An 11,925-nucleotide genomic window follows, 5' to 3' on the forward strand; every position below is an offset into this window, starting at 1 on the left:
GATCCCGGGAACGACACGGGATCGGCGGCAAAGCTTTTCAGCGCAGGCTGCCTTCGTGGACTGCCCGGTCGAACGCGGTCAACGGTGCGCCCGAGCGCAGGGTGCTCGCCAAAGCCGGGTCGGCCAGATGTAGACGTCCGATGGCGATCAGGTCGAACTCACCGGAACTGATCCGCTGCTCTACGTCACCGATGTTGTCGACCACCGGGGCGGCACCCTCAATACGACTGTCCCGCAGTGACTTACCGAGTCCTACGCTGCCGACGGCCATCGAGTGGGCACCGGTGAGTTTTTTGGCCCACCCGGCAAGAGACACACCACTTCCGGCGAAAACCGGTGCATCGAAGCGGCGGTTGCTGGCGTCGAACACATCGACTCCGGCATCGGCGAGTGCGCCGAGAACGACGCCGAGTTCGTCAGGGGTCTCGGCGATGCGTGCGGTGTAGTCCTGCTGTTTGTGCTGGGAGAACCGGTAGAAGATCGGAAGATCGTCGCCGATGGCCACCCGGATTGCTGCGACGACCTCGACCGGGAAGCGGGTGCGGGCCAACAGATCTCCGCCCCATGCGTCGTCGCGGGTGTTGGTCCCATGCCACACGAATGAGTCGAGCAGGTAGCCGTGGCCGCCGTGCAAGGCGATGCCGTCGAAACCGGCTGCGACGGCGTTGCGTGCCGCTTGAACATAGGCCGCGATGACGTCAGCGATGTCTTCTTCGGTCATCGGTTCGGTCGGCTGCGCTGCGCTCGCGACGTATTCGTCCGAGTAGGATGTCGTGCCGACGGGACCCCACAGGCCGGACGGACGCATGGGCTTGATCGCCGGGTCGACCTTGCTCATGGCGCCCCAGAGCGGTCCGACGTGCCAGAGCTGCGGAATGATCTTGCCCCCGGCGGCGTGTACACCGTCGACCACCGCGCGCCATCCGGCCAGGGCATCGTCGCCGTACATGTGTGGCACGTTGGCATTGTCGACGGCGGAAGGATGCTCGATGGCAACGCCCTCGGTCACGATCAACCCGGTGCCGCCCTCGGCGCGACGCGTGTAGTACTGCGCCACATCGGGTCCGGGAACACCTGCGGGCGAGGATGATCGGGTCATCGGCGACATCGCGATGCGGTTGGCGAGTTCGAGCGAGCGAATCTTCAGCGGCTCGAAGAGTACGGAGTCATTGTTGTTCATGCGTTCACAGCGCTTTCATGAAGCGGAAGAATCCGGGTGACGAGTCGACGCGCAAGCGGGTGAGGGTTCGGTAGCTGATCAGCCACCGTCCGTCTACTTTTCGGTATTCCTCGTGGTAGTGGCCGTAACCGTGAAGGTGGAGCTCTTCGTCACCGTCGTGCCACCACAGCATGTCTTCCATCGCCCAGATTCCCCGCGCGGTGGTGTCGGAGGTCAGTTCGATTTCGGGAGTGTGTCCGTGATGGGCGGTCGTGACGCTGACGGGTCCGTCGAGCAGGTTGCGGATCGCCTCGGCCAACTTCTCCTTGCCGACAATGCGGTTCGCAGTGTCGCCGGTGCGGGGTTGCTTGTCTTCCGGCAGCCCGCCCCACGTCTCGCTCACGACATCGTCGGTGTGTAGCGGCGCGTACTCGTGCCACTGTTTGGTGTCCATGCACCGGAGTCGGGCCGCGAAGAGCTGCTTGATCTCCTCTATGGCGAGAACAGCTTCGGCAGCCGACAACGAGTGCGATGGGGGAGAAGCCTGCGACATGAACTAGAGCTTGCGGCCGGTGGCGGGCGAGGGTCAATCGCCGTCCCGCTCAGTGGCAACGCCGCACACCGGCCGCAAGTACTACGGTTCGTCGGCTCAGACGCTTGCCGGCTCGGTCGCCAGCGCGACCTCCTCGAGTGCGGCGACGCTGTAGGCGGCGTACGTCTCGTACGGTCCGCGTCCCGAGAAGTACGGGGTGAGCTGATCGTTGAGTTCTTCCACGGAGAACGCCGAGCCTGCGGCGTCGAAACGGTTCTCCACCTTGGGTGCTTCCATCAACGCGACCATCTTGCCGTAGACGACGAATACCTGTCCGTTGATCTCATCGGACGCGGGAGAGGCGAGGTAGCAGACCAGCGTTGCCACGCGTTCGGGTGCGAGCGGATCGAGTTCGGCGGTACCGGTGTTCTCGCCGAAGGCCTGGGCGGTCATCGCGGTGCGCGCCCGCGGGCAGATGGCGTTCGCACGGATTCCGTAGCGGGACAGGCCCTGCGCCGTTGAGAGTGTCAGCGCGGTGATCCCGGCCTTGGCTGCCGAGTAGTTGGGCTGACCGGCCGCTCCGAACAGGAATGCCTCCGAGGAGGTGTTGATGACCCGACCGAAAACCGGAGCGCCCGCGGCCTTGCTGGCAGCGCGCCAGTGGACGGCCGCCGCACGGGAGGTGGCGGCGTGGCCTTTGAGGTGGACGCGGATCACGTCGTCCCAGTCGGACTCGGACAGGTTGAAGATCATCTTGTCGCGGACGATCCCGGCATTGTTGACCAGGATGTCGAACGATCCGAATGTGGACACTGCCGTGTCGACGAGACGCTCACCGAGCGACCAGTCGGAGACGTCGCCGGTCAGAGCCACTGCCTGCCCGCCGGCGGCGATGATCTCCTCTGCAACGGTGTGCGCGTTCTCGCCCATGTCGTTGACGACAACAGCAGCACCCGCCGCGGCGAGGGCGAGCGCCTCTGCACGCCCGAGGCCGGCCCCCGCGCCGGTGACGACGGCTGTGCGGCCGGACAGATCGAGTGTTTCCACCATGTTGAGCTCCTCATAGATTGCGTGTCGCGCCAAAACTAGTATTCATTCTAGTTTCTACCAAGTGGGACATAGGGTTCCGCGGTCTCGCTCACTGGGACGAGGGCGAATTGGCAACTCCGACCTGCATTCCCCTTCGGTCACCGGGACCAGCGGTGCGTAGGCGTGTTCACCTGGTCTTTTGGCCGTGGCTGCCGGAGTTTTACCGATGGTGAAGTGCGGGTTGGGGTGGTACGGGGGGAGCGATCAGGGCGCGGGGCGACCGGTATCCCGGTCAACGGGAATGTGTGGCCGACATCACGTGATCGCTGTCACCTTTTGGATTGCTTGTCTGTCCTTCTAACTCGGAGTCGAACACATATGAACCTGCTGCCCCTCTCGTCTGGAGAGGCCGAGCGCGCGCCCCTCACGCGCCAGAAATCGCTGGGACTTCTGGCGATCATCATCCTGCTGGTCGAGGTCATCCCGCTCGCCTACAACTTCGTCACCCCGGCATTGCCGGAAATCGGCCAACACTTCGCCACGACGGAGGTGGGCTGGGTCATCACGATCGTGACCCTGCTCTTGGGCGCTGCCACCCCGATTGTCGGCAAGCTCGGCGACATCTACGGCAAGAAGCGGGTGATGCTCGTTTGTTCCGTCATCTTCGGTGCCGGCGCGCTGGTGGCCGCTGTCGCGCCGAACTTCGCGCTGTTCCTCGTCGGTCGCGGCATGCAGGGTGTCGGCATGGCGATCCTGGTACTTGCGTACGGATTGATCCGGGACATCATGCCCCGCAGCATGATTCCGGTCGCAGTGGGTTTTGTTGCCACCGGAATGGGCGCCAGCACGATTCTCGGCCCGATCATCGGTGGCTATCTGATCGACCACTTCGGTTACACCGGAGTGTTCTGGGCGCAGCTGATCCACGTTGCCGTGGCCGGCATCGCGTTTGCGATCCTGGTGCCCGAATCCACGCTGCGCACGAAGTCGCGACTGGACGTGATCGGTGCTGCCATTCTCGCCGTCGGCGCGTTTGTGGTGCTGTTCGGCCTGGGCAAGATGAACGCCTGGGGATACACCTCCCCGAAGACCCTGCTGTGCATCGGTGTCGGCGCCGTGATCCTCGCGGGCTGGTTGTACTACGAGCGCAAGCCGCAGGAGCCACTGATCGATCTGGATCTGCTGTTGCACGCGCCAGTTGCGAAGGCGTTGGCCGGCAGTGCGTTTGTACAGTTCGTCCTGATCAGCCACTCGATGCTCATCCCGATGATGGTGATGACCAAGGCCGACCTCGGGCTCGGCTACGGGTTCGGTGCGACCGCTCTGGGTGTGGCGTTCTACACCGTGCCGACCGGTGTCGCCTCGATGATCGCCGGCCCCGTCAGCGGGCACCTCAGTAAGCGTTTCGGACCGGCGCCGATGCTCGCGTTCGGCGGGTTCTTCCTCGCGGTGGGTTCGATACTCATTGCGGTGATGCATGATACGACGCCGCAGTTGCTCGTCGGCCAGTTCGTGATGGGCCTGGGCCTCGGTTCTGCGTCGGCATCGCTGCCCAACCTGATCATGCGCACGGTGCCCGCCGAGGACCAGGGGATCGGCGGCGGCATGCTCAACCTCGCCGGTTCGATGGGCAGCGCGGTCGGCAGTCAGGTGATGCTCAGCATCCTGGCGATCCCCGGCCTGATCCTCATGGGTTCGTACGGGCTGTACCCGGAAAAGGGCTTCGTCTATGCCTTCTTGGCACTGGCGGTGGCCGGAGCTCTCGCCGGCGTCATGGGTGTGTTGCTCCTCCGCAACGCCGGTGCCATGTTGCAGCCGCCGGTGAAGGCTTCGGGCGCACTCGCCTGACCCTGGTAGTCACTGTGAAGGAAGGGCCCGCTCCCGAGAGGAGCGGGCCCTTCGTGCGTCGCGCAGTGTTCGCGCAATGTTCGCGCAGCGACCGTAAGATGCATTCTTTAGGATCGCGAAGTACCCCGGAGCGGCGATTACCTCCCGGTCACCGGGACTGCTGCTACGATAATGAGAATTCATTTCAGTTTTGGCGCTAGGCCTAGAACTGGCCAGGTTTGTTTGGAGGCCCGATGACAGTTGACACGGCTACAACCGCTTCTGCAGGAACCCCACGGCGCGATCTGCCGCCGTCGATGGTCGAGCGCATGACACTCATCCTCGACGCGTTCGACGGTCCGACAACTCGACTGACACTCGAGGAAGTCGCCTGCCGTACGCAGCTGCCACGCTCCACGGTGCATCGGATCCTGGATCAGCTGGTCCGTTTGAACTGGGTGGAACATGCCTCGTTCGGCTACAGCCTGGGACGCCGGGCCATCGGACTCGGTGGTGGCGACGGTGGACATGCCCAACTTCGTGAAGCGGCGGCACCGTTGCTGCACGACCTGCACATGCAGACCGGAATGGTGGTGCACCTGTCTGTGCTCGACGGCAGCGAGAGTGTCTACCTGGACAAGGTCGGCGGACGATTTGCGTCCATGCTGCCTTCCCGGGTCGGGGGCCGTGCTCCGGCGTACTCCACTGCAGGCGGTAAAGCGATGCTGGCCTGGATGGACCCGGAGAGAATCGACGCGCTGTACCCGCATCTGCTGAAGCGGTGCACCGAACGGACCATCACCGATCTCCCGACACTGCATCAGGAACTCAACCGCATTCGGCAAAGCAGCGGTCTGGCGTTCGAACGCGGGGAGTCGGTGCGCGACGTGGCGTGTGTCGGTGTGGCGATCCGCAGCTACGACGGTCCGGTCGCCGCGATCTCGCTATGTGGTGATGCGCGCACGTCACAGCTCAAAAGGGTTGCACCGCTGGTTGTGCACGCCGCCCGAGAGGTGTCGAAAATCCTGTACCCGGAAGCAGACAGTCCGCGACGCACCCGCAAAACCGTGGCCGCGCCTGAAAAGACTTGGTCGTCTGAGGCGCTCGACCGCCTTCTGACGGTCGAGTCGGGGCAATGGCTCTAGTGCAGCAGCGGCTCTGGCGTACCAATGGCTCTGGTGCAGCAACGGGTTCAGCGCAGGCAGACTAGGCGCGTAGCAGCGTCGGGGGTGCCTCGATCCCGAACTTGCCCCGGAAGAAGATCAGGGGACGTTCCTCGGTCACCGACTCGAACTCGAGGACGCGGCCGATGACCACGTCATGATCGCCTGCGGTGTGGACGTCATGAATCTCGGCGTGCACCCGCATCAGCACGTTCGGCAGGGATGGGGTTGTCCACTTTGACATCTCCCACTCGAGCTCTTCGTATTTGCGGCCGGCGCTACCGCCGAACCGCGCACAGAGGTCGGTCTGTTCCTCGTGCAGCACGTTGATGCTGAACCGTCCGGAGTTGCGGATCCGGGGCCAGGACCGTCCGCGGTGGTCGGCGCAGAAGAGGATCAGCGGCGGGTCGAGCGACACCGACGCGAACGACTGGCACGCGAACCCGATAGGGCCCTCGTCGTCCATACCCGTCACGACGGTCACGCCACTTGCGAACTGGCCCAGTGCGCTTCGCATCTCAGCCTGTGACATCGTTTCGATCGACATCTGATCCACCTCCGATTCCGTTGTGTGGTCGAGGATTCGACTCCAGTTGACATTGCGAGCGTATGACCGGCCTCTGGGCGGGCCGTAGCTTCGTCTCGCTGAGTGGAAGAAGGCAAAGATGGTCAGTTCGCCGCCGATGACCGATCTCGCTCAACGGGACGATTTCTGTGAGCGGCGTTACGTCCTGGCAACGTCTCCTTCATGACCACAGACGTGAGTTACGAGGGCACCCGGAGGGAGCTCCAGTCCAGTCTCGGGGTGCTGCGGTATCACGAGGCCGGCGACGGTCCTCCGCTGTTGCTGCTCCATGGATCCGGCCCCGGTGTCACGGGGTGGCGCAACTATCGTGGTGTGCTCGCCGATCTGGCCGAGCACTTCCGTTGCCTGGTAATGGAATTCCCTGGCTTCGGCGTGAGTGACCCGGGCGACGGCCATCCGATGGTGATGGCGCAGTCAGCGGTCGGCCAGTTTCTCGATGGCCTCGGACTCGGTGCGGTCGACATGATCGGCAACTCGATGGGCGGCATCATCGCGACCAAGGTCGCGATCGACGAGCCGCAACGGGTCAACAAACTCGTCACGATCGGCGGCATGGGGAAGAACGTCTTCTCGTCGGGTCCCAGTGAAGGCATCAAGCTGCTGATGGAGTTCACCGACAACCCCACTCGCGACGGTCTCGTCCGCTGGTTGCTGTCGATGGTCCATGACCCGGCTCTGGTGACTCCCGAACTGATCGACGAACGGTGGGCCCTCGCGACCGAACCGACCACCCTCGAGATCGCGCGACGGATGTACAGCAGCAAGGCATTCGGTGCGAGCATGGCCGCTGCCGCCGCCTCTGATGCGACGCCGTACTGGGCACGGTTGGCCAAGATCACCGCGCCGACGCTGCTCACCTGGGGTCGCGACGACCGGGTCAGCCCCGTCGACATGGCCATGCTGCCGATGCGCGACATCCCCAATGCCGAGCTCCACGTATTCCCCAAGTGTGGGCACTGGACGATGATCGAGGCCCGCGAGGCCTGGCTCAACGCAGTGCTGGCATTTCTCACCCGTACAGACAGGACACCACGATGACGGACAACCGGATGACGGACAACCACAACACAGCCGGGGATTTCGACCATTTCGTGGATTTCCTCATCGTCGGCAGCGGCGGCGGTGGCATGGCCGCAGGCATCACCGCAGCCCACCGCGGCCTGGACACCCTGATCATCGACAAGGGCTCCAAGTACGGCGGCTCGACCGCGATCTCCGGTGGCGGGATCTGGATCCCCAATGCCCCGACACTGCGCGCCAAAGGTGCGGTGGACAGCCGTAGTTCGATCCGTCGCTATCTCGATGTGATCACCGAGGGCAAGGTTCCCGCGGACCGGCTCGACGCCTACGTCGACAACGGCCCGGAGCTGATGGACCTGCTCGAGGCGAGCCCGCACATGAAGATGTACTGGGTCAAGGGCTACTCCGATTACCATCCCGAGCTCGAAGGCGGAAGTGCGCTGGGACGCACCATCGAATGCAAGCCGTTCGACACCCGGGCACTGAAAGAGGACGAGAAGTATCAGCGTCCCAACAGCATGAAGGGCCCGATGGGTCTGTGGGTGACCTCGAAGGACTACCACGACCTGGCCATGGTCAAGCGGACATGGGCCGGACGTAGGGCGTCTCTGGTCGCTGCCTGGCGGGTGTCGTCCAACGTGATCCGGCGCCGGCACATGGCAACCGGTGGCCGCGCTCTGGTCGCCCGGATGCGCATGGTGCTCAAGGACGCCGGGGTTCCGTTGTGGCTCAAGACCTCCATGACCGACCTGATCACCGACGATCGCGGCACCGTCATCGGCGTGGTCGCCGAGCGTGATGGCAAGACCATCCGCATCGGGGCACGCAAGGGTGTGCTGCTGGCCACCGGTGGGTTCGACCACAACAAAGAGATGCGTGCGAAATACCTTCCGGAGCAGGGTGCCCCGGACATCAGCGCAGGTGCCAGGGAAAACGTGGGCGACGGCATCGTCGCCGGCCAGCGACTCGGTGCCGCCGTCGACCTGATGGACGACGCCTGGTGGATGCCGTCGGTGTTCCACCCGATGGGCGCGGTGATCCCGCTGGTGTCGGAGCGCTGCATCCCGGCCTCGGTCATCGTCGACAGCACCGGACGCCGGTTCACCAACGAATCGGGACCGTACGTGAACTTCGTCCACGATCAGCTCGACGGCGGCCACGTTCCGGCCTGGTTCATCATGGACACCAAGGCCAAGAATCGGTACCCGTTCGCACAGGTGCTCCCGAATGTGCCTTTCCCGCAGGGTTTCTATGACTCCGGTGTCATCCACAAGGCAGATACGCTGGCGGAACTTGCGCAGGCAGTCGGGATTCCGGCTGAGGAGCTGACAAAGACCATCGAGCGGTTCAATGGATTTGCCCGCACCGGTAAGGACGAGGACTTCGGCCGCGGCGACAGCGCCTACGACCGCTACTACGGTGACCCGACCATGAAGAACCCGAACCTCGACGAGATCGTCAAGGGACCGTTCTACGCAATCCGTTGCGAAGCCGGAGATCTGGGCACGAAGGGCGGACTGGTCTGCGACGCCGACAGCCGAGTGCTTCGTGAAGACGGCAGCGTCATCGACGGCCTGTACGCCACCGGCAACACCACCGCCTCGGTGATGGGCAACGAGTACGCAGGCGCCGGAGCGACCATCGGCCCGTCGATGGTGTTCGGATACATCGCGGCCCTGCGTGTGGCCGAGGCAGAGCGCAACAGCGCCGTAGACGTGGCGGCCGGCTGATACGCGATTTCCGCGTATCGACGAAAACCCCACTGACACAACCTTTACCCAGGCGTCTGTCCGGGTACTGAACAAGAAAGCCGAGAAGATCATGGGCCAGGTCCTGGACAACATTCAGCAGTTCGCCGAGGAGATCCGCGCCGAGGGCGCCGAGGGCGACAGGCTGATGCAGCTGTCGGATACCGCGGCGAAGCGCTTGCGCGACTCCGGTGTGATCCGCATGCTGCAGCCGAAGGAATATGGCGGCTTCGAGTCGCATCCCCGTGAGTTCGCCGAGACCGCAATGGGTATCGGTGCCATGGACGGCGCAACCGGCTGGGTGAGCGGCATCGTCGGCGTACATCCCTGGGAGCTGGCCTTTTTCGATCGCAAGGCCCAGGACGAGGTCTGGGGCGAGGATCCCGACATGTGGATGGCCTCGCCGTACGCCCCGATGGGTGTGGCGAAGCCGGTCGACGGTGGCTACATCCTCAATGGTCGCTGGTCGTTCTCCTCGGGAACCGATCACTGCGGCTGGGTCATGATCGGTGCGACAGTCGGGGATCAGGACGGCAAGCCGTTGATGCCACCGCAGCACCTGCACGTCCTGCTGCCGCGGGCTGACTACGACATCGATCAGGACAGCTGGAATGTGGTCGGGTTGCGTGGCACCGGCAGCAAGGACCTGATCGTCAAGGATGCGTACATCCCCACGTACCGCACCCTTTCGGCCAAGAAGGTCTTCGACGGTTCGGCGCCCAAGGAGTTCGGACGCACCCAGTCGCTGTACAACTTCCCGTTCTCGTGCATCTTCCCGCTCGGCATCACCTCGTCGCTGATCGGTATCGCCGAAGGTGCGCTGGCCTGCCACATCAACGCTCAGCGTGAGCGGGTCACGGTGTCGGGCACCGCGATCAAGGAAGACCCCTACGTGCTCTTCGCCATCGGTGAGGCAGCGGCGGAGATCGCGGCATCGCGGGCAGCGATTCTCGACACGGTCGACCGGTTCTGGGACATGACCGAAAAGGGTCAGGAGATCTCATTCGAATTGCGTGCCATCGGCCGTCGGAGCCAGGTCAGTGCGGCCTGGCGTGCGGTGCGAGCCGTCGACGAGATCTTCGCGCGCTCCGGCGGCGGAGCGTTGCAGCTCGGGACCCCGATGCAGCGGTTCTGGCGCGATGCCCATGCCGGTCTGGCGCACGCCATCCACGTGCCGGGCTCGATCTACCACGCCTCGGCGTTGACCCAGATGGGCGGCGAACCCCAGGGCGCCCAACGTTCGATGATCTAGTGCCGCACCACCGAAAGGTTCTTCCATGACTGACATCCGTGCACTCGGATACCTCCGGGTCCAGACCTGCGACATCGACCGCTGGCGCGAACTCACCGTCGATGGTCTGGGCATGTCGATCGGTTCGGGTCCCGAACCAGACGGCCTCTATCTGCGGCTCGATGAACGGCGCGCCCGCATCATCGTGTTGCCGGGCGAGAGCGACAAAGCTCTGGCCATCGGCTGGGAGGTGCGTGACCAGTTCGCACTGCAGCGTGTGCGCGAAGCGGTCGAGAAGTCCGGGATCGCGGTCGAGACCCTCTCAGAGGAGGAGTCGCGGTACCGCGATGCCGAGCAGGTCATCGCATTCGACGACCCGAGCGGAACGCGGACGGAGATCTTCTTCGGCGCCGTGCTCGACCACAGCCCGGTCGTCACGCCACACGGCGGCCGATTCGTCACGGGTACAGAGGGTCTCGGACATGCGGTGCTTCCCACACCGGCGTTCGACGAGACCTATGCTTTCTACACCGAGGTTCTCGGATTTCTGCCGCGGGGCGCCATCCGGCTCGGTGGCCCCGACGCACCCGGCCCGGCCCGTCGCGTGCGGTTCCTCGGCGTCAACCAGCGTCACCACAGCCTCGCGCTGTGCCCGGCGCCGGCGAGCCAGGATCCCGGCATGGTGCACCTGATGGTCGAGGTCGACACCCTCGATGCGGTCGGTCAGGCCCTCGATCGGATCAACAAGCTCGGCTTCAGCCTGTCCTCGACGCTCGGCCGCCACACGAACGACAAGATGGTCTCATTCTACGTGCGCGCACCCGGCGGCTGGGACATCGAGTTCGGCACCGAGGGCATGCTCGTCGACGAAAGCTATTACACGGCAGAAGAAATCACTGCCGACAGCTACTGGGGCCACGACTGGTCCGGATCCGAACCGCTGGCAGCATTCATGCCACCGGCGAAGGGCTGATCGGCGCACGGACAGACACAGGTGGCCGGAGATCGCGGGTGAACAACCTTGCGATCTCCGGCCACTCTTGCGTATCAAGGGAATTCAGCTTCTGAGGTCTGTTGGTACCTCAGACCGGACCGGCCACCTTCCGTGTTCTACGGATCATCGCCGAAAGCGTCCGGTATTGCGTGATGCTGTTGACCGAGATCCAGCGCGAAATCGGCCACGTTCGTGTCCATGAGAACTGGCCAGGTTCGACGAGTGCAGGCTCGCCCAGATCATCGATCGTCGAATGCAGGCCGTCGACGGCCGTGTTCAGTCGAGCGACGAGCACGTTGGGGGCGGTACTTCGCTCTGCCTCGACTGTCTGGGCGTTCAGCGCGGGTGTTTGATTCCACGTGAACCCTGGCGCCGGTGTCGTCGGATGTTCGTGTGCGACGCCGGCCCTGATCCACTCCAAGACTGATTCGGTCCACCAGGTACGGACGGCCAGAACGTCTTTCACAGTCCACTGGTCGATCGCCACCATCGACCACAACGGATCGTCGTCGGCGGCCGTGAGCTCGGCCAGCAACTCGCCGTGCGCCTGGTTCAGACCGGAGACGAGTTCCTCGCGTGTTGGTGTCCGCATGCATCCATCATGCTCCAGAAACAGGTCTGCCCGACTCGTCGTCA

11 protein-coding genes are annotated in these 11,925 nt (G+C 64.1%); 6 read left to right on the forward strand and 5 right to left on the reverse strand.

Annotation, left to right across the window (positions count from 1 at the left end):
- Window positions 1-37: 37 nt before the first annotated feature.
- From AC56PL_RS21275 to AC56PL_RS21285, 3 genes are all read right to left on the reverse strand, one after another.
- Window positions 38-1,180, reverse strand: coding sequence for an NADH:flavin oxidoreductase (locus tag AC56PL_RS21275; RefSeq protein ID WP_497155088.1), 1,143 nt, complete (start codon window positions 1,178-1,180; stop codon window positions 38-40).
- Between the two features lie 4 nt (window positions 1,181-1,184).
- On the reverse strand, window positions 1,185-1,712 hold the full coding sequence (locus tag AC56PL_RS21280; RefSeq protein WP_495518107.1) for a nuclear transport factor 2 family protein: 528 nt from the start codon (window positions 1,710-1,712) through the stop codon (window positions 1,185-1,187).
- 96 nt (window positions 1,713-1,808) lie between these two features.
- Entirely contained in the window at window positions 1,809-2,741 is a 933-nt protein-coding gene (locus tag AC56PL_RS21285; RefSeq protein WP_495518106.1) for a 3-oxoacyl-ACP reductase, read from the reverse strand.
- A 357-nt stretch (window positions 2,742-3,098) separates the two neighbouring features.
- Here AC56PL_RS21285 and AC56PL_RS21290 point away from each other — a divergent pair, with 357 nt between their 5' ends.
- Together AC56PL_RS21290 and AC56PL_RS21295 are read left to right on the forward strand one after the other, a co-directional pair.
- The gene (locus AC56PL_RS21290) at window positions 3,099-4,568 is read left to right on the forward strand and encodes an MFS transporter (RefSeq protein WP_497155089.1); all 1,470 of its coding nucleotides are present in this window, start codon (window positions 3,099-3,101) and stop codon (window positions 4,566-4,568) included.
- 233 nt (window positions 4,569-4,801) lie between these two features.
- Window positions 4,802-5,692 (forward strand): IclR family transcriptional regulator domain-containing protein, encoded by an 891-nt coding sequence (locus tag AC56PL_RS21295; RefSeq protein WP_495518104.1) that lies wholly within the window; start codon window positions 4,802-4,804, stop codon window positions 5,690-5,692.
- 61 nt (window positions 5,693-5,753) lie between these two features.
- Here the strand turns inward: AC56PL_RS21295 and AC56PL_RS21300 are convergent, their stop codons facing one another.
- Window positions 5,754-6,257 (reverse strand): flavin reductase, encoded by a 504-nt coding sequence (locus AC56PL_RS21300; RefSeq protein WP_495518103.1) that lies wholly within the window; start codon window positions 6,255-6,257, stop codon window positions 5,754-5,756.
- 201 nt (window positions 6,258-6,458) lie between these two features.
- Between AC56PL_RS21300 and AC56PL_RS21305 the strand changes: the two genes are divergently transcribed.
- The 4 genes from AC56PL_RS21305 to bphC all read left to right on the forward strand — a co-directional run bounded on the left by AC56PL_RS21305 (window position 6,459) and on the right by bphC (window position 11,268).
- Window positions 6,459-7,334, forward strand: a complete 876-nt coding sequence (locus AC56PL_RS21305; RefSeq protein ID WP_497155090.1) for an alpha/beta fold hydrolase — start codon at window positions 6,459-6,461, stop codon at window positions 7,332-7,334.
- A complete protein-coding gene (locus tag AC56PL_RS21310) occupies window positions 7,331-9,046 on the forward strand; it encodes an FAD-binding protein (protein ID WP_495518101.1) in 1,716 nt (571 codons plus the stop codon). The genes AC56PL_RS21305 and AC56PL_RS21310 overlap by 4 nt, the downstream gene beginning before the upstream one ends.
- A gap of 91 nt (window positions 9,047-9,137) precedes the next feature.
- Window positions 9,138-10,316: an acyl-CoA dehydrogenase family protein gene (locus tag AC56PL_RS21315; RefSeq protein ID WP_495518100.1), complete on the forward strand. Its 1,179-nt coding sequence runs from the start codon at window positions 9,138-9,140 to the stop codon at window positions 10,314-10,316.
- Between the two features lie 25 nt (window positions 10,317-10,341).
- Window positions 10,342-11,268 carry a biphenyl-2,3-diol 1,2-dioxygenase gene (bphC, locus tag AC56PL_RS21320; RefSeq protein ID WP_495518099.1) on the forward strand — a complete coding sequence of 309 codons (927 nt, stop codon included), beginning with the start codon at window positions 10,342-10,344 and terminating at the stop codon, window positions 11,266-11,268.
- 109 nt (window positions 11,269-11,377) lie between these two features.
- Here the strand turns inward: bphC and AC56PL_RS21325 are convergent, their stop codons facing one another.
- On the reverse strand, window positions 11,378-11,881 hold the full coding sequence (locus tag AC56PL_RS21325; protein WP_497155091.1) for a ClbS/DfsB family four-helix bundle protein: 504 nt from the start codon (window positions 11,879-11,881) through the stop codon (window positions 11,378-11,380).
- Window positions 11,882-11,925 lie beyond the last annotated feature (44 nt).

Source organism: Williamsia sp. Y721, assembly GCF_059683565.1.

Excerpts from the sequence above, each read along its gene's own strand:
- AC56PL_RS21275 (WP_497155088.1), bottom strand. The coding sequence starts at position 1,180 with ATGAACAACAATGACTCCGTACTCTTCGAGCCGCTGAAGATTCGCTCG.
- AC56PL_RS21280 (WP_495518107.1), bottom strand. The coding sequence starts at position 1,712 with ATGTCGCAGGCTTCTCCCCCATCGCACTCGTTGTCGGCTGCCGAAGCT.
- AC56PL_RS21285 (WP_495518106.1), bottom strand. The coding sequence starts at position 2,741 with ATGGTGGAAACACTCGATCTGTCCGGCCGCACAGCCGTCGTCACCGGC.
- AC56PL_RS21290 (WP_497155089.1), top strand. The coding sequence starts at position 3,099 with ATGAACCTGCTGCCCCTCTCGTCTGGAGAGGCCGAGCGCGCGCCCCTC.
- AC56PL_RS21295 (WP_495518104.1), top strand. The coding sequence starts at position 4,802 with ATGACAGTTGACACGGCTACAACCGCTTCTGCAGGAACCCCACGGCGC.
- AC56PL_RS21300 (WP_495518103.1), bottom strand. The coding sequence starts at position 6,257 with ATGTCGATCGAAACGATGTCACAGGCTGAGATGCGAAGCGCACTGGGC.
- AC56PL_RS21305 (WP_497155090.1), top strand. The coding sequence starts at position 6,459 with ATGACCACAGACGTGAGTTACGAGGGCACCCGGAGGGAGCTCCAGTCC.
- AC56PL_RS21310 (WP_495518101.1), top strand. The coding sequence starts at position 7,331 with ATGACGGACAACCGGATGACGGACAACCACAACACAGCCGGGGATTTC.
- AC56PL_RS21315 (WP_495518100.1), top strand. The coding sequence starts at position 9,138 with ATGGGCCAGGTCCTGGACAACATTCAGCAGTTCGCCGAGGAGATCCGC.
- bphC (WP_495518099.1), top strand. The coding sequence starts at position 10,342 with ATGACTGACATCCGTGCACTCGGATACCTCCGGGTCCAGACCTGCGAC.
- AC56PL_RS21325 (WP_497155091.1), bottom strand. The coding sequence starts at position 11,881 with ATGCGGACACCAACACGCGAGGAACTCGTCTCCGGTCTGAACCAGGCG.